22 protein-coding genes and 1 riboswitch are annotated in these 24,621 nt (G+C 61.9%); of the genes, 12 read left to right on the top strand and 10 right to left on the bottom strand.

The window, feature by feature from the left end:
* Positions 1 to 8: 8 nt before the first annotated feature.
* From E8Q41_RS08590 to E8Q41_RS08560, 7 genes are all read right to left on the bottom strand, one after another.
* Positions 9 to 836 (bottom strand): urea amidolyase associated protein UAAP1, encoded by an 828-nt coding sequence (locus tag E8Q41_RS08590; protein ID WP_137155113.1) that lies wholly within the window; start codon positions 834 to 836, stop codon positions 9 to 11.
* A gap of 36 nt (positions 837 to 872) precedes the next feature.
* The gene (locus E8Q41_RS08585) at positions 873 to 1,658 is read right to left on the bottom strand and encodes an ABC transporter ATP-binding protein (RefSeq protein WP_137155112.1); all 786 of its coding nucleotides are present in this window, start codon (positions 1,656 to 1,658) and stop codon (positions 873 to 875) included.
* A complete protein-coding gene (locus tag E8Q41_RS08580) occupies positions 1,655 to 2,473 on the bottom strand; it encodes an ABC transporter permease (RefSeq protein WP_137155111.1) in 819 nt (272 codons plus the stop codon). Before E8Q41_RS08580 ends, E8Q41_RS08585 begins: the two co-directional genes overlap by 4 nt.
* Positions 2,474 to 2,533: 60 nt before the next feature.
* The gene (locus E8Q41_RS08575) at positions 2,534 to 3,607 is read right to left on the bottom strand and encodes a putative urea ABC transporter substrate-binding protein (protein ID WP_137155110.1); all 1,074 of its coding nucleotides are present in this window, start codon (positions 3,605 to 3,607) and stop codon (positions 2,534 to 2,536) included.
* A gap of 68 nt (positions 3,608 to 3,675) precedes the next feature.
* Positions 3,676 to 3,783: riboswitch (guanidine-I (ykkC/yxkD leader) on the bottom strand.
* Between the two features lie 138 nt (positions 3,784 to 3,921).
* Positions 3,922 to 4,959 carry a 2-oxoglutarate and iron-dependent oxygenase domain-containing protein gene (locus E8Q41_RS08570; protein ID WP_137155109.1) on the bottom strand — a complete coding sequence of 346 codons (1,038 nt, stop codon included), beginning with the start codon at positions 4,957 to 4,959 and terminating at the stop codon, positions 3,922 to 3,924.
* A 13-nt stretch (positions 4,960 to 4,972) separates the two neighbouring features.
* A complete protein-coding gene (locus tag E8Q41_RS08565) occupies positions 4,973 to 5,758 on the bottom strand; it encodes a hypothetical protein (RefSeq protein ID WP_137155108.1) in 786 nt (261 codons plus the stop codon).
* An 88-nt stretch (positions 5,759 to 5,846) separates the two neighbouring features.
* Positions 5,847 to 6,839, bottom strand: coding sequence for a LysR family transcriptional regulator (locus E8Q41_RS08560; RefSeq protein ID WP_137155107.1), 993 nt, complete (start codon positions 6,837 to 6,839; stop codon positions 5,847 to 5,849).
* A 120-nt stretch (positions 6,840 to 6,959) separates the two neighbouring features.
* Between E8Q41_RS08560 and bchE the strand changes: the two genes are divergently transcribed.
* A complete protein-coding gene (gene bchE / locus E8Q41_RS08555; protein ID WP_137155106.1) occupies positions 6,960 to 8,495 on the top strand; it encodes a magnesium-protoporphyrin IX monomethyl ester anaerobic oxidative cyclase in 1,536 nt (511 codons plus the stop codon).
* On the opposite strand, the gene E8Q41_RS08550 is transcribed toward bchE, so the two are convergent.
* Positions 8,496 to 11,273, bottom strand: coding sequence for a DNA translocase FtsK (locus E8Q41_RS08550; protein WP_246660125.1), 2,778 nt, complete (start codon positions 11,271 to 11,273; stop codon positions 8,496 to 8,498).
* A gap of 408 nt (positions 11,274 to 11,681) precedes the next feature.
* A complete protein-coding gene (locus tag E8Q41_RS08545; RefSeq protein WP_137155104.1) occupies positions 11,682 to 12,326 on the bottom strand; it encodes a TetR/AcrR family transcriptional regulator in 645 nt (214 codons plus the stop codon).
* 138 nt (positions 12,327 to 12,464) lie between these two features.
* On the opposite strand from E8Q41_RS08545, the gene E8Q41_RS08540 reads away from it, so the two are divergent.
* The 7 genes from E8Q41_RS08540 (at position 12,465) to E8Q41_RS08510 (ending at position 18,574) form a co-directional block, all read left to right on the top strand.
* Positions 12,465 to 13,541 (top strand): extracellular solute-binding protein, encoded by a 1,077-nt coding sequence (locus E8Q41_RS08540; protein WP_137155103.1) that lies wholly within the window; start codon positions 12,465 to 12,467, stop codon positions 13,539 to 13,541.
* 87 nt (positions 13,542 to 13,628) lie between these two features.
* Positions 13,629 to 14,492, top strand: coding sequence for an ABC transporter permease (locus E8Q41_RS08535; RefSeq protein WP_137155102.1), 864 nt, complete (start codon positions 13,629 to 13,631; stop codon positions 14,490 to 14,492).
* A complete protein-coding gene (locus tag E8Q41_RS08530; protein WP_137155101.1) occupies positions 14,492 to 15,280 on the top strand; it encodes an ABC transporter permease in 789 nt (262 codons plus the stop codon). Before E8Q41_RS08535 ends, E8Q41_RS08530 begins: the two co-directional genes overlap by 1 nt.
* Positions 15,277 to 16,359: an ABC transporter ATP-binding protein gene (locus E8Q41_RS08525; protein WP_137155100.1), complete on the top strand. Its 1,083-nt coding sequence runs from the start codon at positions 15,277 to 15,279 to the stop codon at positions 16,357 to 16,359. Before E8Q41_RS08530 ends, E8Q41_RS08525 begins: the two co-directional genes overlap by 4 nt.
* Positions 16,360 to 16,367: 8 nt before the next feature.
* The gene (locus E8Q41_RS08520) at positions 16,368 to 17,102 is read left to right on the top strand and encodes an MBL fold metallo-hydrolase (RefSeq protein WP_137155099.1); all 735 of its coding nucleotides are present in this window, start codon (positions 16,368 to 16,370) and stop codon (positions 17,100 to 17,102) included.
* A 63-nt stretch (positions 17,103 to 17,165) separates the two neighbouring features.
* Positions 17,166 to 18,143, top strand: a complete 978-nt coding sequence (locus E8Q41_RS08515) for an FAD-dependent oxidoreductase (protein WP_137155098.1) — start codon at positions 17,166 to 17,168, stop codon at positions 18,141 to 18,143.
* A 2-nt stretch (positions 18,144 to 18,145) separates the two neighbouring features.
* Positions 18,146 to 18,574: a DUF3429 domain-containing protein gene (locus tag E8Q41_RS08510; RefSeq protein WP_137155097.1), complete on the top strand. Its 429-nt coding sequence runs from the start codon at positions 18,146 to 18,148 to the stop codon at positions 18,572 to 18,574.
* A gap of 42 nt (positions 18,575 to 18,616) precedes the next feature.
* Here E8Q41_RS08510 and E8Q41_RS08505 read toward each other — a convergent pair whose 3' ends face one another.
* The gene (locus E8Q41_RS08505) at positions 18,617 to 19,969 is read right to left on the bottom strand and encodes an MFS transporter (protein WP_137155096.1); all 1,353 of its coding nucleotides are present in this window, start codon (positions 19,967 to 19,969) and stop codon (positions 18,617 to 18,619) included.
* A gap of 368 nt (positions 19,970 to 20,337) precedes the next feature.
* On the opposite strand from E8Q41_RS08505, the gene cyoA reads away from it, so the two are divergent.
* From cyoA to cyoD, 4 genes are read left to right on the top strand one after another with little or no spacing between them, the layout of a single operon-like run.
* Positions 20,338 to 21,546 (top strand): ubiquinol oxidase subunit II, encoded by a 1,209-nt coding sequence (cyoA, locus tag E8Q41_RS08500; RefSeq protein ID WP_137155095.1) that lies wholly within the window; start codon positions 20,338 to 20,340, stop codon positions 21,544 to 21,546.
* Positions 21,547 to 21,589: 43 nt separating this feature from the next.
* Complete coding sequence (gene cyoB / locus E8Q41_RS08495) at positions 21,590 to 23,593, top strand: cytochrome o ubiquinol oxidase subunit I (RefSeq protein WP_137155094.1); 2,004 nt, start codon at positions 21,590 to 21,592, stop codon at positions 23,591 to 23,593.
* A gap of 2 nt (positions 23,594 to 23,595) precedes the next feature.
* Positions 23,596 to 24,216, top strand: coding sequence for a cytochrome o ubiquinol oxidase subunit III (gene cyoC, locus E8Q41_RS08490; protein WP_137155093.1), 621 nt, complete (start codon positions 23,596 to 23,598; stop codon positions 24,214 to 24,216).
* Positions 24,213 to 24,617 carry a cytochrome o ubiquinol oxidase subunit IV gene (cyoD, locus tag E8Q41_RS08485; RefSeq protein WP_137155092.1) on the top strand — a complete coding sequence of 135 codons (405 nt, stop codon included), beginning with the start codon at positions 24,213 to 24,215 and terminating at the stop codon, positions 24,615 to 24,617. The genes cyoC and cyoD overlap by 4 nt, the downstream gene beginning before the upstream one ends.
* Positions 24,618 to 24,621: the final 4 nt, after the last annotated feature.

The following is a 24,621-nucleotide window of genomic DNA, read 5'->3' as shown; positions in this document are numbered from 1 at the left end:
GGGCCTCCTCAAATCACAGCCAATGCGTTGTTTTCGAAGCCGCGCACGGCCTCGGCGGTGGCGGTGCGGCAAAGATCGTCCGCAGCCGGCTCGGATGCCGCAATTCGTGTGATTGTCACCGGATTGGGCGAATAGACAGGGCTCGGGTCGAGCGGATGCGGGCAATTGGAAAAGCCGACCAGCATGTCCATTTCGGCGCGAAGATCGACATAGTCGCCGTCTTCCACCAGTTCCGGCTTCCAGACGAACCGTCCGTCGTCATCGACCCGCACAGGCGCAAACAGCGCGAGCGCTGCGGGAATGTCGCGGCGGTCGAGACCGAGCTTCGTGGTCAGCTTGACGAGATTGTCGCGGGTGTTGCGGATATCGGCGCCGTTTGCGCCGGCATATTTCCGCGCATTGGAGGACGCCGTCGATCCGCCCATCAGGCAATCATGCGCTGCGCAGGAATCCTCGGTGATCGAAAACATCACCGTGCCCATATCCGAGAGAATGACTCGGCCTTTGCCGAGGCCTGTGGTCCATTGAACCTTAACGGTATCCGGCAAGTTCAGCCTCTCGCTCGGCTCGTCGGCCTTCCAGGCAACAAGCGTGACAGTCGAAAAACCGTGATCGAGGCTCACGCGCAGGATCTCGTTTTTGCGGACCCGGGTCGACCAATACCAGCCGCCGGGAACGGTTTCCCGGTGCAGAACCCGATCGGCGACAAGCTCCGGGGCGGGTTTGGCGCTCTTTCCGGGCAGGGCCTTGGGAGCAAATTCGAGCCCCTTGCGCTGATGCTCTTCATAGCGGGCGCGATTGGCGGCGATTTCTTCGGGCGAACGTCGGATATGCACCGTTCTTCTCCTTCAATTGACACCGGGTCGTCCCGGCTAGAGACCTTTGGGCGCCGGGCCGTCCCGGTCTGGTCGGATGAGAGAGGCCTGGCCAGCGCGGCGCGGCGGCCAGATGGGAATGTCGCGGGTGATCGTCGCGCCGTAGCGCAGTTTTTCCTCCGGACGGTCGCGTGGACGCTCGAATGCGACGACGCGACTGGCGAGCGTGAAGGCTTCGCGCATGTCATGGGTGACCATGACCACCGTCATCGGGTTCTCGTGCCAGAGACGCTTCATCAGCACATGGATCTCGGCGCGAATGCCGGGATCGAGCGCCCCGAATGGTTCGTCGAGGAGAAGCACTTTCGGCTTCATCAGCAGCGCCTGCGCCAGCGCCAATCGCTGCTGCATGCCGCCGGACAGCTGCGCCGGATATTTGTCCTCGGAACGGGACAGTCCGACTTGCGCCAGCATCTCCCGCGCATCCTCGAGCGCCGCCTTGCGTTCGGCGCCGAACAGACGCGCGAGGCGAGGGGAGCGGGTCAATTCCCGGCCAAGCAGCACATTGCCGAGCACGGTCAGATGCGGAAACACCGAATAACGCTGGAACACCACGCCGCGATCGGGCCCGGGTTCAGGCGGCAAAGGCGCGCCATCGATCAGGATCTGCCCGCGCGTCGGCCGCTCCTGGCCGAGCAGCATGCGCAGAAAGGTGGTCTTGCCGCAGCCGGAGGGACCGACGAGCGCCACGAAAGCGCGGTCTTCGATATCGATCGACACGCTTTCGAGCACGATCTGGTCGCCATATTCCTTCCAGACATTGTCGATTTTCAACGCGCTCATGCCTGCTTCTCCAGCTCTGACCAGGGGAAGAGGCGGATCCGCAGCCGATCCAGCAGCCAATCGGCGGCGACTGCGAGCAGCGTGATCCAGACGACATAGGGAAAGATCACGTCCATCGCGAGATAGCGACGAACAAGGAAGATCCGGTAGCCGAGACCGGAATCGGCGGAAATCGCTTCCGCAGCAATCAGAAACAGCCAGGCCGGGCCGAGTTGCAGCCGAAGCGTGGTGATCAGGCGCGGCAGGATCTGCGGCAACACCACACGCAGCCCGATCTGCCAGGACGAGCCGCCCAGCGTTTCGGCCTTGATGATCTGCTCGCGCGGCAGGTTGACAGCTGTCAAGGCAAGGTCGCGGATCATGATCGGCGCGACCCCGATGACGATCAGCGCGATTTTCGACGTCTCACCAAGGCCCGCGATGATGAACAGGATCGGCAGCAGCGCCAAAGGCGGCGCCATGGAAATCGTGGCCACAAAGGGCGAGAGGGCCGATCTGACATAGGGCAGCATGCCGATCAAAATCCCCAAGACAAGGGCGATCATCGTGGCGATCCCGAGGCCGGACAGCAATCGGATCAGGCTTGCCGCCGTGTCCGTCCAGAGCAGATAGTCGCCGGTTCGGGCGTCTGCGGTGAAGGCGAAGCGATTGATGGCCTCGACAAAGCCCGTCAGCCCCGGCAGCAGCTTGTCATTGGGATTTTCGGCGAGCCGGGCCGCCGAACCGATCGCATAGGCGATCAGGACCAGCACGAAAGGCGCAAGCATCAGGGCCAGTCGCGCGCCTCTACTGGGATGAGTGTTGATCCACCGCATCATGGGCTCCGATCGAACAGGGGAGGGGGCGGGCTCAATAGCCCGCCAAGCACGGAGGAATCAGAGCGTTCCCTTTTCCGCCGCATCCATGAAGCTTGTGGTGAAGCGGAACTTGATATTGCCCTTGTCGCCCAGCACGGAGCCGTCGGGCATTTCAATGCCGATGACGTCAGCGGACGGTGCGCCGCTGCCGAGCAGACCCTTTTCGAACAGGAAGTTCCGCACCAGATTCATCGTCTTCGGCAGATCGGGCGAAGACGTGAACGCCACGGCGTCGGCGGGCTTGTCGAACAGTTTGGTCGCCGCCATCTGCGCCTCGAAGCCCTTGAGATCCGTGCCCGACGCCTTACCCATCTCCTCGCGCGCGGCTTTGCCTTCGGCGCTGTCGGCGGTCATGACCTTCATCGTGTCATACCAGATGCCGGCCAGCGCCTTGCCGAAATCGGGATTGTCCTTCAGCACGTCGGAATTGGCCACCATGAGATCCATGATCTCGCCAGGGATCTTGGAGCTGTCGAACACCGATTTGGCGGTCGGATCTTCGAGGATAGAAGCGACCAGCGGGTTCCAGGTAACGACAGCGGTCACATCCGCTGTCTTATAGGCAGCAACCATGTCGGCGTCGGAGGTGTTGACGACCTTCACATCGCGCTCCGAGGAGCCGATGCTTTCGAGCCCGCGCGCCAGAAGATAATGCGACACCGAGAATTCCACCAGATTGACATTCTGGCCCTTGATGTCCTCGAGCTTGTCCTTGCCCTTCAGAATGATCGCGTCATTGCCGTTGGAGAAATCGCCGACGATGACAGCGGTCGTGTCGACGCCACCCGCGGCGGGGATCGACAGGCCGTCCATATTGGTCAAGGTCACCGCGTCAAAAGCGCCGGCGGTGTACTGGTTCATCGATTCGACATAGTCGTTGAACTGGGTGACTTCGATCTTGATGCCGTATTTGTCCGCCCATTTCTGGACGATGCCGTGATCCTTGGCGTAGCCCCAGGGCATCCAGCCGACATAGATCGACCAGGCGACCTTGAAGTCCTTCTTCGGCTCTGCCATCGCGCCGCTCAAACCGCCCCAGGTGATGAGAGCAGTCGCTGCGGCGGTTGCGAGTATTTTGCTGATTGTCTTCACGTGCATTCCCCTTCTTGTCTTGAAAGGGACCGGCATAGACCAACGCCGCCAATCCCTTGGCTAACGAGGTCTCCCGGGCTTTTGTCCCGCCGTGCACCCGGCGGGATGTCTCCCCCGCCGGTGGCTGCTCTCGGACCAGTCGCGCATTCTGCGCCGGAACCCTAGCGGCCAACTCAGTTATACCCATGCAAGGGGCGGGCCAGTTCGAGCTGCCCGCCGAAATTCCAGATTTGCAGCGATGTTCCACCTTGTTCCGCGCTCACGTGCCTATGCCTTAGGCACAAAAAGGCGCAAATGGCAGGCGTTTGCCTTGCTCAGCCCTGCGCAGTCTTCGCCTCACGCCCGAATGTCGCGGCGGCTTCATCGACATAACCCGGCATCTGGATCTCCCCGCGCGCAAGCCGCTCCTTGAGATAGGCGAAGGCCTTGATGGTCTGGGCATAGAGATGTTCGCCCGCCAGCAAAGCCGGACGCGGCGTCTCGCCAGGACGCACGAAACGGGGCAGGGGCTTCACCTCGGCGTAATAATCGAGATTGAAGAACAGCGGAAACGAATAGCGCTCTTCTTTGACCTTGCGGACGCGATGCGAGGTGGCGACGAATTCGCCATTGGTCATCAGTTCCAGCATGTCGCCAATATTGACGGTGTAGGCTCCGTCCAGAGGCGGCGAATCGATCCATTGGCCGGCTCCGTTCATCACCTCCAGGCCCGGCGCGGTCGATCGCAGCAAGGTGAAGCATTCGAAATCGGTATGGGCGCCGAAGCCCATGCGATCTTCGGCCTCCTCATTGAACGGATAATGGATGAGACGCAGCTGGCTCGGCGGCTTGACGAGAAACCCGTCGAAGACATCAGCCGGTTCACCCAGCGCCATGGCGAAGCCGCGCATCAGCACCCGGCCAAAGGCGAACGTCGCATCGTAATAGGCCTTCACCGCCTCTGAAAAACCCGGGAAATCAGGCCATTGATTGGGTCCGAGCATGGGGTTCCCAGCAAGATAGTCCGGATCATCGGGCAGATCGATCGAGAGATCGAAGGCTTCCTTCTTGTCTTTCGGGCCGGAGCCGAATCCCTCCTCGCCTTCCGGCACATAGCCACGATGATTGCGCGACTTGCCGATGTAGGAGGCCATCTTGGTCTCCATCGGCTGCGCGAAAAAGCCTTTGGCGGCGGCGAGAACCCCGTCATAGAGATGCTGGGGAACATTGTGGCCGGTGACATAGAGAAAGCCCACATCGCGGGCGGCCGCGCCAAGCTCTTCGGCCACTCTGGCCTGACGCGCGGGATCGTCGCTGAAGAGACCGGATACGTCGACAACGGGAACGGCGTCGAATTCTGTCGGACTGCGCATGCGTGTTTCCTTTCTAGACGGAAGTTCCGGCGTTCGCCGATGAAAAGAGAGCGAAATCTGCGGGCGAAGCTTCTTCGGCGACGATCCGCCAACGAGTCTCCGAGGCTGCCGCTCCGAATGCGAGCCTGTCCCGCACACGCTGCGGCGCAAGGTCTTCCCCTTCGCGGAAAGGCAGGCTGGATGCGGTGATGATCCAGGCCCCGCCCCGGATCTCGCCGATCGAGATGTCGCAATCGAGCAGCGGTCGAATGTCTTCAGCGCTCGCCGTCGTCGAAAGTTCCGCGAGCGGCTTGTCCGAAGGCAGAACCGACGGACGATCGAACGCCACGGCGAATAGATCGCCTGTTCGCACGAGAAAGCCGGCGCGTCCTTGCTCGTCTTCGAATCTGAGCGCGGCGGCAGGGGCCTGATCTTCTCCGTCCCGCGCCCAATATTCGACATAGGGAGCGTCGCGGCCGATCTCGATGGCGTGATCGCCATGGCCATGCAGCGCGCCGACATCGGGAGGAGGGGAGGCGGATTGAAAATCGAAGATGCGACGCCAGTGGTGATGCGTCCCGTCGAAATCGAACTGACCGGCAAAGCCTTCCTGACGGGCAAGCCAGGCCAGATGCTCCGACGTGCAGGCGTCCAGGCTATCCACACCGTCGAAATCCGGCCGTCCCGCTGGCTGCCGGAGATCGACGAACAAGGACGGCCCCTGCACCCATGTGACATCGGTGCGATCGTCCCGGCTGCCATCCGGCCAGGCGATCCAGCGCCGCCGCCACACGCCCGCCCATTCATCAATCGCCGCCATTGTCCGCTCCGAATTTGACCATCGTCATGATGGCCGGAGCGTGACCTTCCGCCTAGGCGGAATTCACTGATGGGGGCATAGACGCAGCCTATGCCCGGGCGGGGCTCAGCGCGCTCTGGATCAGACCGAGCAAGGCCTGCGCATCGGCGCTGACCTTGCCGCGGCGCACCGCCACATGGACGTCGTAGGACAACAGGCAGTGACGCGGCAAAAGCGGCCAGAGCTTGCCTTCCGCCGTGGATCGCTCGGCCACCGCCGTGGGCAAAAAACCGACCCCTATGCCGAGCTCCAGCAAACGTCGGGTCTCATACAGTGTCTCGGCGATCGCCAGCACCGGCGATCCCAATCCATGCGCGCGCCGATAGGCCAGCAATTCCTCCGGCTCGTCGTCGCCGGTCAGCACGAAACCCTCGCCTGCATAGTCGTATGGTTCTCGGGGCGACGTTCCGAACAGGGGATGGCCCGACCCGCAATAGAGTTGCTGGATTTCGCGCGTCAGCGGCGTATAGGCAAGGCTTGGAGAGGCCGCGCCGTCGCAGGTGACGCCGATATCCGCCTCGCCTTTTTCGAGCGCCGCCACGACGGCCCGCCAGGGCGCCACTTCGAGCCGGACCGCAGCGCCGGGACGGTTGCGATGAAAGGCGGCGGTGGCCTGGTCGAGTTCGGGCGACACCAGATCCGAGATCATCAGCAACCGCACAGGGGGGCGATCGCGTCCCGCCGCCAGCGCAACATCATGCGGCATTCGCCGCACCTGGGCGAGCATGGTTTCAGAGAGTTGATACAGCGCCCGTCCGGCCTCCGTCGGCTGAACGCCTTGGGCGTTGCGTTCGCACAAAGCCGTTCCGAACTGCTCTTCCAAACGCTTCAGCGAAGCGCTGACGCTGGGCTGCTGGCGGTTCAACGATCTCGCCGCCGCCGAAACGCCGCCGGTTCTGATGATCTCGTGAAACACGAAGAACAGGTTCCAATTTACAATCCGCGGGAAACGCGCGTCGTCCATCTGGTTCACCTGTCGATGCTTGTTCCTGTCCATCTCGACGCAGAGACGCAAACCGCGCGCCAGATCGCCAAGCCTCACATAGCTCTCCGCTTCAGCCCTGATTTTTCCGCAAAGCCGCCGCGATTCGCGGACAATTCCGGCTCAACACCGCCACCTTCCCCGTCTCTTCTCGGGAAAAACAACGAAGGGACAACAGCCATGCGCATCGCACTCGTCAACGCTCCGCATCCATCGATCGGCAGCAGAATTCCGGATGATCACCTGCCGCCGCTCGGCCTGCTCTCCATCGGCGGGCCGCTGATCGATGCCGGCCATGATGTCAGACTGGTGGATGGCGATCTCAAAAACCTGACGGTCGACGCTCTTGTCGCCGAAACGCTCCGGCATGAGCCGGACGCGGTGCTGTTCGGCCATTCCGGCTCCACTTCGGGGCATCCGGTCATCAAGCTCGCTGCGCAGCGGATCGTGGCGCTGAGACCCGAGATCACCATCGTCTATGGCGGCGTCTTCCCCACCTATCACTGGCGGGAAATCCTCAACGACGAGCCCTATGTCTCGGCCATCGTGCGCGGCGAGGGGGAGGAGACGGCTCTGAAACTGATCACAGCGTTGGTCGAGGGCGCCGATCTCTCCACTATTCCCGGCATCGCCTATCGCGCAAGCGATCGTATCGTCTCCACACGTCCCTCGGCGGCCATCGCCGATCTCGACGCCCACAGGATCGGCTGGGAATTGATCGACCATGCCGATTACAGCTATTGGGGCGGCAAACGGGCCGTGGTGGTGCAGTTCTCGCGCGGTTGCCCGCATCTGTGCAATTATTGCGGCCAGCGCGGCTTCTGGACCCGCTGGCGGCACCGCGATCCCGTCCTCTTCGCCAAGGAGATCGCACACCTGCATCGTGAAGAGGGCGTCGAAGTGTTCAATTTCGCCGACGAAAACCCGACTTCGTCGCGCAAGGCCTGGCTCGCCTTTCTCGAAGCGCTGATCGCAGAGAATGTGAAGGTGCTGCTGGTCGGCTCGACCCGCGCCGACGATATCGTCCGCGACGCCGATATTCTGCATCTCTACAAGAAGGCCGGGGTCATCCGCTGGCTGCTCGGCATGGAGAATATCGACGAATCGACGCTCGATCTCATCAAGAAGGGTGGCTCCACGGCGAAGGACCGCAAGGCGATCGAACTGCTCCGGGCGCATGGAATCATTTCCATGGCCACCTGGGTCGCAGGCTTCAAGCAGGAGCGCGACGCCGATCTCTGGCGGCTGTTCCGGGTGCTCTTGGCCTACGATCCGGATCAGATCCAGGCGCTCTATGTGACGCCGCATCGCTGGACGCCCTATTTTCGCATCGCCGCCGACCGCAAGGTGATTCAGCTTGATCAGCGCCGATGGGACTACAAGCATCAGGTGCTGGAAGCGGGCCTTCCCTCCTGGCGGCTGACGCTGTGGATGAAGACGATCGAAGTGATGATGCAGGCGCGGCCCAAGGCGCTCGCGCGCATCCTGTTTCACCCGGATAAAGATGTCCGCCACGCCATGCGCTGGTACACCAGGATGGGCCGGCGCGTCTGGTTCTTCGAATGGAAGAATTACCTGTTCCGCGACAAGCGCATCAAGGATGGCCCGCGGCTCGACGCCTTCTGGGGCGAGCCGCAGGATGCGGAAGAGGAATCCATGCTTCCGCCTCCGCGACCGGAGCGCGCCGCCCGGGAGCGACGCGCCGCAGCGGGTTGATTATTCTTCCTCGGCGACCGGGGCCTGATCGCGCTGGCTGATGATCTCGCGCTTGCCGACATGGTTGGCGGCGCCCACCAGACCTTCCTTTTCCATCCGCTCCACCAGCGAGGCGGCGCGGTTATAGCCGATGCCGAGACGGCGCTGGATATAGGAGGTCGAGCACTTCTTGTCGCGCAACACCACCTTGACGGCCTTGTCGTAGAGATCGCCGTCATCGCCGCCCATGTCCGTCTTGTCGAACACGGCCTGATCCTGCTCGGCCTCGCCGTCTTCCTCTTCATCCGTGGTGACGGTGTCGAGATAGTCAGGCTTGCCCTGGCATTTCAGATGCGACACGACCTTCTCGACTTCCTCGTCGGAGACGAAGGGGCCGTGAACGCGGACGATGCGGCCGCCGCCGGCCATATGCAGCATGTCGCCCTGGCCGAGAAGCTGTTCAGCGCCCTGTTCGCCGAGAATGGTGCGGCTGTCGATCTTCGACGTCACCTGGAAGGAGATGCGGGTCGGGAAGTTGGCCTTGATCGTGCCGGTGATCACGTCGACAGAGGGTCGCTGCGTCGCCATGATCAGATGGATGCCGGCGGCGCGGGCCATCTGGGCGAGACGCTGGATCGCGCCTTCGATCTCCTTGCCGGCGACCATCATCAGGTCGGCCATTTCATCGACGATCACCACGATATAGGGCATGGGCGACAGGTCCATGTCGCGCGTCTCGTGGATCGCCTCGCCGGTGCCCTTCTCGAAGCCTGTTTGCACCGTATGCGATACGGTTTCGCCGGTGGCGCGAGCCTGGGCGGCGCGGGCGTTGTAGCCGTCGATATTGCGCACGCCGAGGCGCGACATTTTCCGGTAACGCTCCTCCATCTCGCGCACCGCCCATTTCAGCGCCAGAACGGCCTTCTTGGGATCTGTCACGACAGGGGTCAGCAGATGCGGAATGCCGTCATAGACCGAGAGTTCGAGCATCTTCGGATCGACCATGATCAGGCGGCATTCTTCCGGCTTGAGCCGATAGAGCAGCGACAGGATCATCGTGTTGATGGCGACCGATTTGCCCGAACCGGTGGTGCCGGCGACCAGGAGATGCGGCATCTTGGCGAGTTCGGCGATCACGGGCTCGCCGCCGATCGTCTTGCCGAGGCAGAGCGGCAGCTTGAAGCCGGTCTTGGAGAAATCCTGGCTGTCGATCAGCTCGGAGAAATAGACCGTTTCGCGGGTGGCGTTCGGCAGTTCGATGCCGATGACATTGCGACCGGGCACCACGGCGACGCGGGCCGACAGCGCCGACATCGAGCGGGCGATATCGTCGGCCAGACCGATGACGCGCGAGGATTTCACACCCGGAGCGGGTTCGAATTCATAGAGCGTGACCACAGGGCCCGGGCGGACATGGATGATCTCGCCGCGAATGCCGAAATCTTCCAGCACGCTTTCCAGAAGCCCTGCATTGCGCTCGAGCTGCTCCTGCGTCATCACGAAACCCTGACGTTCCGGCGGGTCCTGCAGCAACTGGCGCGGCGGAAACTCGTAGGAACCATCGGCAGCGCGGCTGAAGCCGATCGCCTCGATCGAGAAGGGCATCGCGACGGGAATGCCGCCGGAAGGACGAACCGGGCTCAGCGCCTTTTGCGGCATCACTGCGCGCGGCGGCGCCGGCGGTTCGGTCATGTCCTCGACGATCACAGGCGCGGGGGCGATGGCGACAGGAGCCGGGGAAATCGGCTGTGCAGCCACGATCGGCGCTTGGACAGGGCTCGGCGCGACAACAGGCGCGGCCGAACGCGCGCCGCGCGCCCAGGGGAAGGCCATCTTGGGAGCAGCCTCAACGGCAGGAGCCTCCGTCGTCTCGACCGGTTTCAGAGCAAGACCCGAAGCAGCGAGCGGATCGACGGCGGCCTGCGGCGCAGACAAGGCCACGCTCGCCGGCGCGTTTTCTGCCGGCCGCATCGACAGAGCCGGCTGCATCGGTGCAACCCGCACTTCCGGCGCGGCAGCCTGCTGCATCACAGGCTCGATCTTGAGCGGCTGACGCTGGACGGGCGCTGCCGGCTTGGCGATCGGCCGAAGCTCGGCATAGATCACCGGCGGCGGCGCAAGCGTTTCCTCTTCCTGCTCCAGAGCTTCCCAGAAGGCGAAGTCGGAGAGATGCGACATGGCCGTCAACGGTCCGGATGCGACGACCGGCGCCGGCGCGGCTGGAACCTGTTCAAGAGGCGTAATCTTGAGCGGCGTCGCAGTCGGGCGGATCTCGATCTTGGGCTCGGCGCCGTAAGACGGCGCATCCATTCGCCCGGTCAGCAACATCGCGGTCTGGAAGTCGGCGTCGCCACGTTGTTCGGCCGACGTCAGCTTGATGGTCGGCGCCTGGGCCGCGCGCAGGACCGGCTCGGGCTTCGACGCCGGCGACACGGGAGCTTCGATTTTGGGAGCCTGGGCCTGAGCCTGGGCCTGACGCTCTGCGGCCGCGGCGCGAGCGGCGCGGATCTGCGGCGCAAGCAGCGGCGGACGGGACGGCGCGGGAGCCGGCGCCTTGGCAGCCACAGCCTCAGGCGCGACGACAGGCTGCGCCGGTTCTGGCAGCACGCGCGGCGCGGCGGGCGCAACCACGCCGCCAACGGAGGATTCGATCGCCTTGGCGGCTTCGGCGTCGAGCGAACCGGCATCGGCGGTCAGGAACACGCGCTCGGGCGTGCGGGTGAAGCGGACATTGGGGGCCAGGAAGAAATGATTCTCCCAGTCGGTCGCCCCCTCGCTCTGCCGCATCTTGCTGGCCATTTCGCGAAGTTTCTCAAGACTGCCGGCGCCGGAGGTGGAAGATTGCAGGCCGTCCGGAGCGGCTCCCTGCTCAAGATCAGCGATTTGGGCAGGGGTAAGATTGGTTCTCGGCAGACGCATGAACTTCGATCACTCATTGAAGGAATTTGAACACCATCATTGATAGGAAATGAAGGTTAAAATTCCATTTCGGAGGCCGGCCACAAACGTCCCGGCGCGGGACGCCATGAAATCTGGGACCCCTTGGAAATCCCGGCGGCGGAGGATCGTCCAACAAACGACACTCATATTATTTATATGAATTCATTGAATTATTTCTTGTAACATCAAATATGCATCGGATCGAAAAGAATCCTCGAGGCGTTTTGCCCCGGTTTTGCCCCTGCGCCCTGTCTCCGAGTGTAATGGTTAACGCGCAAGCGTGGAAATGGCGGTCTTTTCGAGGGCTATCAACCGTGCGATCGGCCCATGCTGCTCAGCGGCCCTGGCTTTCAGCACAGCGAGGGGTTGCGGCTCGTCCTTCACGAATTCAATGAACATCATATTGAGGTTGTTGAACAGGACTTCGCCCACCGCCCGGGCCGAAACGGATGGGCGGACGAGACGGCGCGCCTGCAGCGTCTCGATCAGTCGAACCATCTGTGCTGAAAGGCGCTGGTCGAGTTCGGTATAGGCTTTCGACAGCGGCGTATCGGGCTGCTGGATGGAGATCGCCATGGCGGCCCGCCACATCTCTTTCGAGAGATAGTAGAGCGAGTGGTCGTAATACTGGTCGACCAGGCGATGCACCGCCTCTTCCACGTCGAAAGGAGGATCGGCGACGATGGTTTCTCCGGCGTCCAGCACCTCCGTCACCTCCATATTGACGGTGGCCATGAGGATATCGCCCTTGTTTTCGTAATAGTTATAGAGCGTGCCGACCGAAACATCCGCCAGTTCGGCGATATGCTCCATGCGCGCGTGATCATAGCCCTGTTCACGAAACAGCTGCGTCGCCGCTTCGAGGATCCGCCGCTCTTTGTCGGCTTTCTTCCTCGCCCTCAGACTGGTCATCCTTCCTCCCTGCGCCGTTTTCTGAACCGGTTCATTTTCCATGTTGACTTAAAAAATGAATTCGTTCAATTTTTTTCTCAAGGCGCCGGAACGAGCGCCAGACTGATCGAAATCATTCGCTCAACCAGAGGGAAAATCATGAAAAGCACTTTCACGGGCGCGCGCGTCCGCAGCCTATTCTTGTCTACCGCCGTCATCGCTCTCGGCCTGTCGGCCCCCGCCCGGGCGCAGGAAGAACTCAATGCGCTGGTCTGGTGCGACCATACCGATCCGGCGCTGATCGAACCGTTCGAGAAGGCCAACAACGTCAAGGTCAATCTCAAGGAATATGAAGGCACCGGCGCGGGCCTTTCCATCGTCGAACAATCCCAGCCCGGCGATTGGGACGTCTTCGTGGTCGACGGCGTCGATGTTCCGCGCGTGGCGGGGCAGGCCCTGCTGGCAGAACTTCCGAAGGACAAGCTGCCGCTGGGCGACATCTTCCCCGAAGTCCGCATGGACGAGAACAATGGCAAGGACGGCAAGATCTACGCCGTCACCGAGAAATTCGGCTACAACACCATTTCCTACGACAAGACCAAGGTCGACCCCGCCGACATGGAGGATCTCTCCAAGCTCTGGTCGGAGAAGTACAAAGGCAGGATCGCCGTCTATGATTATTACCTGCCGCTGATCGGCATCACCGCCATCGAAATGGGCAAGAAGACCGCCGGCCTCACCGAAGCCGATCTGCCAGCGATCAAGGATCGCCTGATCGCGCTCAAGAAAAACGCCCGCCAGGTCTCCGACGTCGTCTCCTCGCAGACCGCGCTGGTCTCGGGCGAAGTCGACATCATCCTCGGCGGCGGCGAATGGGTGACGGCTGGCCTGACGGCGGAAAAGCCCAATCTCGACTGGACCGTTCCCAAGCAAGGCGCAGTGCGCTGGTCGCAATCGATCGGCGTCTTCAAGGATTCGACCAAGCAGGATCTGGCGCTGAAATTCGTGCAATATATCCTGAGCCCCGAAGGACAGGCGCGGCTTGCGACCTCCTCCTGCTACTGGGCGATGCCGGCCAACCAGAAGGCGGGCGCGATTCTCACCGACCAGCAGAAATCGGCGCTGCGCTGGGACAAGCAGGCCGGCTATCTCAAGAACACCCAGCTCTATCCGGTCGTCGACGCCGATCTCGACGGCAAGATGCAGGATATCTGGACGGAAATGCTGCAGAACTGACGTTTCGGCGTTTTCCTTCATCGTTCGCGCCGGTTCCGGCGCGGACGATCGATCCCTGTGCGAACGCCTCCCTAAGAGTGACGTCCCATGTCATCCACCGCATTCGAACGCGCCGAACGCCGACGAGGCTGGGCCTTTACCCTGCCCGCACTCGGCTTCACCGCGCTGTTCTTCGTGATCCCCTTCCTGTTCATGGCGGTGATCAGCCTCTGGACCCGGCAGGGCCGGGAGATCGGCCCGCCCTGGACAGGCGTCAATTACATGGCCTTCCTCACCAAAGAGCCGATGTACAAAGCGCTGTTCGTGTCGCTGGAAATCACGGCGACGGTCACGATCATCTCGATCCTCATCGCCTATCCGCTCGCCTTCATCATCGCCGAAATCGTGCCGGCGCGCTTCCGTCGCCTCGCGCTCATTCTCGCGGTGCTGCCCTTTTGGACCTCCTATGTGGTCCGCTCCTATTCCTGGCTGCTGGTTCTGTCGAAGGGCGGGGTGGTCAATGAGACGCTGATGACCCTCGGCCTGGTGTCGGAACCCTTGCAACTCTCGGCCAACAGGGCCGGCACGGTGATCGGCTTCGTGCATTTCTTCGTCATGCTGCTGACGCTGACGATCTACGCCAATCTCATCCAGCTTTCACCGAACTATCGCCGCGCCGCAGCCGATCTTGGCGCCAACGCGTTCCAGACCTTCTGGCATGTGATCCTGCCGCTGACGCTGCCGGGCGTCATGGTCGGCGCTTTCTTGACCTTCGTGCTCTGCATCGGCGATTACATCACGCCGCAGATCCTCGGCGGCAACAATGAGTTGACGCTGCCGCAGATCATCATGATGCAGCTCGGACGCCGGGCGGATTTCCCGCTCGCCGCCGCCCTGTCGATCGTGCTGATGGCGGTCGTCGTCGTCGCTTATCTCGCCGCCGCCCGCTGGCTGAAGATGGAGAGAAACTGATGCGCCGCCTCACGCTTCTGATCTCCGCGCTTTATATGGCCGCCGTCTACATCTTCATCTTCCTGCCCGTGGCGGTGCTGGTGATCTTCTCCTTCCAGGATGGGTCGCTGCCGGTGCCGCCGCTGCATGGGCTGACGTTGCGCTGGTACGGAGAAGTGCTGAGCGATCGGGGCCTGATGGACGCGCTGTTCAATTCGCTGATCGTCGCCGTCTTCTCCTCGCTCGTCTCCTGCCTTCTCGGCTTTCTCGCAGCTTACGGTCTGGCAAGACACACACTGCCTGCCTCGGCGCTGATGCGCGGGCTGCTTGCCGCGCCGATGTCGGTGTCGACATTGATCATCGGCCTGGGCTTGCTGGCGCTGTTCAACCGCTTGGGCGTGCCGCTGTCGCTCTTCACCATCGGCATCGGCCATGTGGTCATCAACATGCCGCTCTGCTTCGCGATCATCTACGCCTCGATGGGCGGCCATCAGGTCAATATCGAACGCGCCGCCCGCGATCTCGGCGCACGGGAATGGCAGGTGGTGGCGCTGGTGACGGCGCCGATGCTCGCGCCGTCGATTCTCGCCAGCTTCTTCCTCTCGGTCACCTTCAGCTGGGATGAATTCATCATCGCCTTCCTGCTCTCGCGTTTCGACGTCACCCTTCCCGTCGAAATCTGGAGCATGCTGCGCTCAGGCCTCAATCCCAAGACCAACGCCATCGGCAGCCTCGTCTTCCTCGTGTCGATCGGGCTGTTGTTCCTCGCCGAGTTCACGGTGTTCAGAAAAGCAAGGACCCGCCCATGACCGCCGATCTGTCGATCCGCAACGCCACCCGCGTCTTCGGCCAGTTCACCGCGCTGGACCATGTGTCGCTGGAAATCGAGGCAGGCGAATTCATCGTTCTGCTCGGCCCCTCCGGCTGCGGCAAGACCACGCTTCTCTCCATTCTCGGCGGCTTTCTTGAACCTTCCAAGGGCGAAATCCATATCGGCGGCCGCGATATGACGCATGTGTCGCCATCCAAGCGGCCAACCACCACCGTCTTCCAGGACTACGCGCTCTTTCCGCATATGACGCTGCTCGCCAATGTCGGCTTCGGCCTGCGCATGCGGGGACAGGACCGGATGAGCCGCGACGCCAAGGCGCTTGAATTCCTCGATCTCGTCGGCTTGAAATCCTCCGCCGGCAAGAAGCCGCATGAACTGTCCGGCGGCCAGCGCCAGCGCGTGGCGCTCGCCCGCGCGCTGGCCGTCGATCCCGACGTGATGCTGCTCGACGAGCCGCTCGGCGCGCTCGATCTCAAGCTTCGTCGGCAGATGCAGGACGAATTGAAGGCGATCCAGAAGCGCGTCGGCACGACCTTCGTGCATGTCACCCATGACCAGGAGGAGGCCATGGCCATCGCCGACCGGATCGTGGTGATGAACAAGGGCCGGATCGAAGATTTCGGCGCGCCCTCGCGCATCTATCGCAAGCCCCGATCGCTTTTCGCCGCCGGCTTCATGGGCGAGGCCAATATTCTCAACGGCCGCATTTCGGGGCTCGATGGCAAGGAGATAGTGGTCGAAACCGCACTGGGACAGCATATTCTGCCGCGCGACGCCTTCACATCAGGCGCGCCCGAAGCGGGGCAATCGGTATCGCTCGTCATCCGGCCCGAACATTTCCGTGGAGAAGGGCAGGGGCCTATGGTCGATTTCGGCGAGGCGTTGGTCGAAGACGCAGCCTTCTTCGGAACACATCAGCGCTGCCATTTGCGCTCCAGCCGCTCAGCGGATACGGTAATCACAGCGCATCTGCCGCAATCGGCGGAGCCAAAACGCGGCGACCGCCTGGCGCTTTCGGCGCATGCCGACACGATTGCCGTCCTTCCCGCCGCATGAGGTCTGACATGAAAAGAGTGATGCCTGAAGACTGGTACGCCATCCGCAGGCTTGCCGACGGCGTCACCGCCATCTCCGAGCCCTTCATCCAAGAATTCTACCGCTGCAACATTTGGCATGTGCGCGGGCGGGATCGAGACATGCTGGTCGACAGCGGCATGGGCGTGGTGTCGCTGAGGGAATGGGTCCCGCTGGTGAGTGAACGCGACCTGATAGCAGTGGCCAGCCATACCCATTTCGATCACATCGGCTGCCATCACGAGTTCGAATGCCGGGCGGTGCATGCGGCGGAGGCGGATCTGCTGGCAAACCCGACCCGCGCCAATACGCTTGCCGATCCCTACGTGACCGACGAGATCTTCGACGCACTGCCGCCGGAGCCCTATTGCTCGAAATGCTACGGGGTCAAAGCCGCGCCCGCGACCCGCATTCTCGAAGACGGCGACGTCATCGATCTCGGCGATCGCCATTTCGAGGTGATTCATACGCCCGGCCATTCCCCGGGCGGCATTGCGCTCTATGAGAAGGCGACGGAGATGCTGTTCTCCGGAGACATCGTCTATGACGGCCCGCTGATCGAGGACACCTATCACGCCAATCCCAAGCACTATGTCGCCTCGATGAAACGTCTGCATGATCTGCCGGTTCGGCTCGTGCATGGCGGACATTTTCCGAGCTTCGACGGCGCGCGGCTCAAAACGCTGATCCGCGATTGGCTTGATGGCAAAGGGCTCACGCCCTAATCCTCGGCAGACGCCGCCGCGTAGAAACTTCCAAATGCAGCCGCGCGGCGGAGAGTGAAATCCATGCAAACGAACATAGCCGTCATCGGCGCAGGCCTTGCCGGTCTCACATTGGCCAGCCAGCTCCGGGGCGTCGCCGATGTCACGGTATTCGAGAAAAGCAGGGGCCTCGGCGGCCGCATGGCGGAACGTCGCCGCAGCGGCTATCGCTTCGATCATGGAGCACAATATTTCACGGCCCGCGATCCGGCTTTTCTGGCGCTGACGGAAGAGACGATGCGCCTGGGCGCAACGGCTCTTTGGCCCGTCGAGATCGACGATCGCAGGCCAGGGGCGACGAAGAGCGAAGACCGTCGTTTCGTCGGCGCGCCCGGCATGAACGGCCTCGCCCGCGCGATCGGACAGGATCTCGATATCAGATGTACGACGGAGATTTCGGCCCTTCGCAAAGAAAGCGGGCGCTGGCTTCTGACCGATAAGACAGACGCACCATCCGGCCCCTTCGATTGGGTGATCTCCACAGCGCCCGCGCCACAGACGGCGCGGCTCCTGCCGCCGGAATTCTCGGGTGCGGACCGACTGGCGCAAGTTCGAATGAGCGGCTGTTTCACATTGATGATCGGCCTCGACCGGCAGCCATTGCTCGAAGCAGCGGCCATCCGCGCGCATCATCCCGTAGTGGGCTGGATCGCGCTCAACAGTTCCAAGCCCGGACGCGAGGGGCCGCCATGCCTGGTCATCCACAGCCGCAATGATTGGGCGGACGCGCATATGGACGAGGATCGTAACTGGATTGCCCACGAGCTCTTGGCCGGCGTTGCGGAACTGACCGGCGAGAACTATTCCGATGCTCCTCATCGCGATCTGCATCGCTGGCGCTACGCCAATGTGGAAAAGCCACTGGGTGCGCCATTTCTGATCGATGCCGAGCTCGGATTGGCCGCCGCCGGCGACTGGTGCCTGGGCGGCCGGGTGGAATGCGCCTTTCAAAGCGCACAGCATCTATCGCGGGCGGTTGCTGAAACGCTGAGGGAGACCTGACCATGTATGGCGAAAAGCGACTGACCCAGGCGCTCACCTATTGCGGCGGCATACCTTTCGTTGGCCTTGCCGTGATGGTCGCGGCAGGAGCCCAGAAAGGTTGGACGGTGAACGCCTTCATCGCTTATGGCGCCGTGATCGCAGGCTTCATGGGTGGGACAATCTGGTCGCAAGCTCAGGCGACAAGCGTGGAGGCGCCGAAGCTCCTGGTTCTCAGCAATGTCGCGGCGCTCGCGGCCTGGGCGGCGATGCTCATGCCGGGACCGCTGGGCCTCGGCATCGCGCTTCAGGCCGGCGCATTCGCTCTGCTCCTGGCGCTGGATTGGCGGCTCCGCAAAGCTTCGGCGCAGCCGGATTGGTATTTCACCCTCAGGCGCAATATCAGCGCCATCGTTCTCGCCTCATACGCACTCATCGCGATTGCTGCTTAAAATAATCCGGCCGCCCGAAGGCGGCCGGATCGCGTTTTGTGTTCAACGCACCTTTCGCTGCCGGTCGGCCGGCTCGATCAGCTTGTTGAAATAGAGCGCAATCAGCGTACAGAGCGCGCCCGACAGAAGATAGAAACCGACATATTCCAATCCGTAATTGGCCGCGAGGCTGAGCGCCACCAGCGGCGCAAAGCCTGCGCCCAGCAGCCAGGCGAGGTCGGAGGTGAAAGCCGCGCCGGTATAGCGGTAGCCGCGCGAGAATCGCGACGACACTGAACCGGTCGACTGGCCGAAGGACAGGCCCAGCACGCCGAACCCGATGATCACGAAGGCGTCGTGTCCCGCCGAACCGCTGCCGAGCAGCTTCGGACCGAGGAACGAGAAGGCGGCGATGATCACGGCGGCGATGCCGAGCTGGCTGCGGCGACCGATCTGGTCGGCCAGCAGTCCAGAAGCGATAACCGTCAGCACGCCGACAGCGGCGCCGATCACCTGCACCCACAGGAAATCGGAGATCGCCTGTTCGCCATAGAGGTTCATCCAGCTGAGCGGGAAGATGGTCACAAGATGGAACATGGCGAAGCTTGCGAGCGGCACGAAAGCGCCGATCAGAATATCGCGGCCATGCAGGCGAAGCACGTCCTTGATGGGCGCTGCGCTCAATTCGTTTTCTTCAAGCAGATCGCCGAATTCCTTCGTCATCACGATGCGAAGTCGAGCGAACAGGGCCACCACATTGATGGCGAACGCCACGAAGAAAGGATAGCGCCAACCCCAGCTGAGGAAGTCCGCATCGGCGAGATTGGCGACGAAATAGCCGAACAGAGCGCTCGCCAACGCGAAACCGATCGGCGCGCCCAACTGCGGAATCATCGCATACCAGCCGCGCTTGTTTTCGGGCGCATTCAGCGCCAGCAGCGATGCGAGTCCATCCCAGGCGCCGCCGAGCGCAAAGCCCTGACCCAGACGAAACAGCGCCAGAAGATAGATCGAGGCGACGCCGATCGATTCGTAGCCGGGAAGGAAGGCGATCGCCGCCGTGGAGCCGCCGAGGATGAACAGCGCGATCGTCAGCTTCGTGCCGCGCCCATAGCGCCGGTCGATCGCCTGGAAAATCACCGATCCCACCGGGCGGGCGATAAAGGCCAGCGAAAAGATCGCAAAGGAATAGAGCGTGCCTGTTAGCCGGTCGGGCGCGAAGGGAAAAAACACCTGCGGGAAAACCAGCACCGAGGCAAGGCCGTAAACAAAGAAGTCAAAAAACTCGGACATGCGCCCGAGGACGACGCCAAGCGCGATGCTGCCAGGCGACACCGGCTTGTCGTCGTGGATGAGCCGGGCGTCGCGTTCGAGCGCCGATGACGAGGGGCCGTCATATTCCGTAGCTGTGTTCATTCTTTTCTCCTCCTACGCTCCTGTGACAAAGCGTCCCGAGATGATCATGATCAAGTTCGCAGCGATATCAAGGCCCAAAAGTCCAAAAAGTTCACTTGCGATTGCATTAGGAGGCAAAAACATGCACAGTTCGGCAGCTGGCTATCTCACGGGAATAACGACTGTTTTCCCGCGCGGCTTGACGATTGTCACCCGGGTTTCAAAAATACAGCTTTGGCCCTTCGAGTCCGGCTCGCTCGCGCAATGTTAGAATTTTGCAGTTTGCGGCAACGCGATATTTCTTCCGCAATGCGACAAGACACCGCATTTTGTTAACGCCTGGTGTGGTTTAGGCGCGGCTTGATATAAATCAAAGAGGTTCGAGAGACGTGCAAAAACTGCTGAAGTTTTCCTGTCATCTCCTTGGTCTGGCAATGCTTCTCGCTTTGGCAGGATGCGACATGGTCGTCATGTCTCCTTCGGGCGATATCGCCATGCAGCAGCGGGATCTGATCCTGGTGTCGACCGGGTTGATGCTTCTGATCATCATTCCGGTGATCATCATGACGCTCTATTTCGCCTGGCATTATCGCCGCAGCAACGACAAGGCCGTCTACGCGCCCGAGTGGCATCATTCGATGCGGCTCGAAGTGGTGATCTGGGCCGCCCCGCTGATGATCATCATCGCGCTCGGCGCCATCACCTGGATCTCCACGCACAAGCTCGATCCCTATCGCCCGCTCGACCGCATCGACGCCAATCGTCCGGTGCCGGCCGATGTGAAGCCGCTCGAGGTGCAGGTGGTCGCGCTCGACTGGAAGTGGCTGTTCTTCTATCCCGAGCAGGGCGTCGCCACTGTCAACGAACTGGCCGCCCCGATCGACCGGCCGATCAGCTTCACGATCACCGGCACGTCGGTGATGAACTCCTTCTATGTCCCGGCGCTCGCCGGCCAGATCTATGCGATGCCCGGCATGCAGACCAAGCTGCACGCCGTCATCAACAAGGAAGGCGTTTTCGAAGGCTTCTCCGCCAATTATTCCGGCGCCGGCTTCTCGCATATGCGCTTCAAGTTCCATGCGCTGGGTCATGACGGCTTCGAGCAGTGGGTCGCCACCGTCAAGTCGCGCGGGACCATGCTGAACATGGACGCCTATTTCAAACTCGAAAAGCCGAGCGAGAAGGTGCCCGCGACCTATTACAGCGGCTATCAGCAGGACCTCTTCCACCGCATCGTTAATCTCTGCACCGCGCCGGGTTCCGTCTGCGTCGACGAAGTCATGCACATCGACCGCATGGGCGGCGGCGGCAAGGAGCCTGAAGTCTCCCGCGACCAGCTTCGCTATGACAATCGCTACACCGATTTCTACGAGAAGTTCCACTACACGCAGGGCCCCTACCACAAAACCGATGCGCTGAACGGCCTGAGCCCGACTTTCCCCGCCACCGGCAATCCGGCCAAGTCGCATGAGGCTCCGGAGGGAACGGAAACCGGCGCGCCCGAGCAGGCGCCCGCAGAAGCCGCGCCCTCGCAGAGCGCGCCGGCCGGAGCCCAGCCGCAAAGCAACGATCCTGCGCCCGCGCAGATCAATCCTTGAACTGGCGTCTCAGCGCCCCATTCGATGAACGGACGAGACATCCATGTTTTCCGATCCTGAATTCCTGAAACTCATTTTCGGCCGGCTGACGCTGGACGCGATCCCGTATCACGAGCCGATCCTTGTCATGACCTTCGCCGGCGTCGCCGTCGGCGGCGTCGCATTGCTCGGGCTCCTGACCTATTTCAAGCTCTGGGGCGTGCTGTGGCGCGACTGGCTGACCTCCGTCGATCACAAGAAGATCGGCATCATGTATGTGATCCTGGCGCTGATCATGCTGCTGCGCGGCTTTGCCGACGCGCTGATGATGCGCGGCCAGCAGGCCATCGCCTTCAACGGCAATGAAGGCTTCCTGCCGCCGCACCACTATGACCAGGTCTTCACCGCCCATGGCGTGATCATGATCTTCTTCATGGCCATGCCCTTCGTCACGGGTCTGATGAACCTCGTCGTGCCGCTGCAGATCGGCGCGCGCGACGTGTCGTTCCCGTTCCTCAACAACTTCTCCTTCTGGATGACGGCTGCCGGCGCTGCGATCATCATGATTTCGCTGTTCGTCGGCGAATTCGCACGCACCGGCTGGCTGGCCTATCCGCCGCTGTCGGGCGCTGATTACAGCCCGGGCGTCGGGGTCGACTATTATATCTGGGGTCTGCAGGTGGCCGGCGTCGGCACGACGCTGTCGGGCATCAACCTGATCGCCACCATCGTCAAGATGCGCGCGCCGGGCATGACCATGATGAAGATGCCGGTCTTCACCTGGACCTCGCTCTGCACAAACATCCTGATCGTCGCGACCTTCCCGATCCTGACGGCGACCCTCGCTCTGCTGTCCCTCGACCGTTACGTTGGCACGAATTTCTTCACCAACGACCTCGGCGGCAATCCGATGATGTATGTCAACCTCATCTGGATCTGGGGTCACCCGGAAGTCTACATCCTGATCCTGCCGGCCTTCGGCATCTTCTCGGAAGTCGTCTCGACCTTCTCGGGCAAGCGCCTGTTCGGCTACGCCTCGATGGTTTACGCCACCGTCGTCATCACCATCCTCAGCTATCTCGTCTGGCTCCACCACTTCTTCACCATGGGCGCCGGCGCGAGCGTGAACTCGTTCTTCGGCATCACCACGATGATCATCTCGATCCCGACGGGCGCGAAGATGTTCAACTGGCTGTTCACCATGTATCGCGGCCGCATTCGCTTCGAAGTGCCGATGTACTGGACGATCGGCTTCATGGTGACCTTCGTGATCGGCGGCATGACCGGCGTTCTGCTCGCCGTGCCCCCGGCCGACTTCGTGCTCCACAACTCGCTGTTCCTGATCGCCCACTTCCACAACGTGATCATCGGCGGCGTGGTGTTCGGCCTGCTCGCTGGCGTGAACTTCTGGTTCCCGAAAGCCTTCGGCTTCAAGCTCGATCCGTTCTGGGGCAAGCTGTCCTTCTGGTTCTGGCTCGTCGGCTTCTACTTCGCCTTCATGCCGCTCTATGTGCTCGGCCTGATGGGCGTCACCCGCCGCCTCAGCCAGTTCGAGGATCCTTCGCTGCAGATCTGGTTCGTGATCGCCGCCTTCGGCGCGGTGCTGATCGCCGCCGGCATCGGCTGCTTCGTGATCCAGCTGGTCGTCTCCTTCTTCAAGCGCGAAGAACTGCGCGACGTCACCGGCGATCCCTGGAACGGCCGCACGCTCGAATGGTCGACCTCGTCGCCGCCGCCGGACTACAACTTCGCCTTCACGCCCGTCGTCCATGACAGCGACGCCTGGTATGACATGAAGAGCCGCGGCTACACCCGCCCGCTGGAAGGCTTCAAGCCGATCCACATGCCGAAGAACACCGGCACGGGCGTCATCCTCGGCGGTCTCAGCGTGGCGTTGGCCTTCGCCCTGATCTGGTACATCTGGTGGCTTGCGGCTCTGTCCTTCGTCGCCATCCTCGCGGTGTCGATCGGCCATACCTTCAACTACAAGCGCGATTACTACATCCCTGCCGATGAAGTGATCGACACCGAAGCCAAGCGCACCGCGCTTCTGGCCGCCAAGGGGTAATCATGAGCGCGCAAACTCAAGCCTCCACCGACAAGCCGCAGTTCTACCTCACGGAAGAGCATCATCCGGAGAACAGCACCAATCTGGGCTTCTGGCTCTATCTGATGAGCGACTGCCTCATCTTCGCGATCCTCTTCGCGACCTATGCCGTGCTCGGCCGCAACTACGCGGCCGGCCCTTCTCCGGCGGATCTCTTCGACCTGCCGCTGGTGGCGATCAACACCGCCATGCTGCTCTTCTCGTCCATCACCTATGGCTTCGCCATGCTCCGGATGGAAAAGGGCGACAAAAGCGGCACGCTGCTGTGGCTCGGCATCACCGGCCTGTTCGGCGCGGCCTTCCTCGGTCTCGAACTCTATGAGTTCAACCACCTGATCCATGAAGGCGCAGGCCCGCAGCGCAGCGCCTTCCTGTCGGCCTTCTTCACCCTGGTCGGCACTCACGGTCTGCACGTGACCTTCGGCATCATCTGGCTGATCACCCTGATGGTGCAGGTGTCGATGCATGGCCTGATCCATGAAAACAAGCGTCGCCTGATGTGCCTGTCGATGTTCTGGCACTTCCTCGACGTCGTCTGGATCGGCGTCTTCTCCCTCGTTTACCTGATCGGAGTTATCGGATGAGCGCGCATTCTCACGGACCTGAGGACGCCATGGAAACCCATCACGCCCATAGCCATGGGCATGAAGCCTCGCATGGCACGTTCAAGAGTTACATGACGGGCTTCGTCCTGTCGGTCATCCTCACGGCGATCCCGTTCTATGTGGTGATGGCGGATGTGTTCGGCGACAACAAGCTCGCCGCCGGTCTGGTGATCATGGGCTTCGGCGCTGTGCAGATCGTCGTGCACATGATCTACTTCCTTCATATGAACCTGAAGTCGGAAGGCGGCTGGACCTTCATGGCGCTCATCTTCACCCTGCTTCTGGTGGTGATCGCGCTGACCGGTTCGCTCTGGGTCATGCATCACCTCAACACCAACATGATGCCGATGTCGCCGGAAATGATGCGCAACGTGCCGTAACCGG

The organism is Rhizobium sp. FKL33, from assembly GCF_005222915.1.
GTDB lineage: Bacteria > Pseudomonadota > Alphaproteobacteria > Rhizobiales > Rhizobiaceae > Rhizobium_E.
Note: the sequence above shows the minus strand (reverse complement) of the source record. Positions and strands in the feature narration are given on the sequence as shown.

Bases quoted from the DNA above. Each gene is read 5' to 3' on its own strand.
- E8Q41_RS08585 (WP_137155112.1), bottom strand. From the start codon at position 1,658: ATGAGCGCGTTGAAAATCGACAATGTCTGGAAGGAATATGGCGACCAG.
- E8Q41_RS08580 (WP_137155111.1), bottom strand. From the start codon at position 2,473: ATGCGGTGGATCAACACTCATCCCAGTAGAGGCGCGCGACTGGCCCTG.
- E8Q41_RS08570 (WP_137155109.1), bottom strand. From the start codon at position 4,959: ATGCGCAGTCCGACAGAATTCGACGCCGTTCCCGTTGTCGACGTATCC.
- E8Q41_RS08565 (WP_137155108.1), bottom strand. From the start codon at position 5,758: ATGGCGGCGATTGATGAATGGGCGGGCGTGTGGCGGCGGCGCTGGATC.
- bchE (WP_137155106.1), top strand. From the start codon at position 6,960: ATGCGCATCGCACTCGTCAACGCTCCGCATCCATCGATCGGCAGCAGA.
- E8Q41_RS08550 (WP_246660125.1), bottom strand. From the start codon at position 11,273: ATGGCCAGCAAGATGCGGCAGAGCGAGGGGGCGACCGACTGGGAGAAT.
- E8Q41_RS08545 (WP_137155104.1), bottom strand. From the start codon at position 12,326: ATGACCAGTCTGAGGGCGAGGAAGAAAGCCGACAAAGAGCGGCGGATC.
- E8Q41_RS08540 (WP_137155103.1), top strand. From the start codon at position 12,465: ATGAAAAGCACTTTCACGGGCGCGCGCGTCCGCAGCCTATTCTTGTCT.
- E8Q41_RS08535 (WP_137155102.1), top strand. From the start codon at position 13,629: ATGTCATCCACCGCATTCGAACGCGCCGAACGCCGACGAGGCTGGGCC.
- E8Q41_RS08530 (WP_137155101.1), top strand. From the start codon at position 14,492: ATGCGCCGCCTCACGCTTCTGATCTCCGCGCTTTATATGGCCGCCGTC.
- E8Q41_RS08525 (WP_137155100.1), top strand. From the start codon at position 15,277: ATGACCGCCGATCTGTCGATCCGCAACGCCACCCGCGTCTTCGGCCAG.
- E8Q41_RS08520 (WP_137155099.1), top strand. From the start codon at position 16,368: ATGAAAAGAGTGATGCCTGAAGACTGGTACGCCATCCGCAGGCTTGCC.
- E8Q41_RS08515 (WP_137155098.1), top strand. From the start codon at position 17,166: ATGCAAACGAACATAGCCGTCATCGGCGCAGGCCTTGCCGGTCTCACA.
- E8Q41_RS08510 (WP_137155097.1), top strand. From the start codon at position 18,146: ATGTATGGCGAAAAGCGACTGACCCAGGCGCTCACCTATTGCGGCGGC.
- E8Q41_RS08505 (WP_137155096.1), bottom strand. From the start codon at position 19,969: ATGAACACAGCTACGGAATATGACGGCCCCTCGTCATCGGCGCTCGAA.
- cyoB (WP_137155094.1), top strand. From the start codon at position 21,590: ATGTTTTCCGATCCTGAATTCCTGAAACTCATTTTCGGCCGGCTGACG.
- cyoC (WP_137155093.1), top strand. From the start codon at position 23,596: ATGAGCGCGCAAACTCAAGCCTCCACCGACAAGCCGCAGTTCTACCTC.
- cyoD (WP_137155092.1), top strand. From the start codon at position 24,213: ATGAGCGCGCATTCTCACGGACCTGAGGACGCCATGGAAACCCATCAC.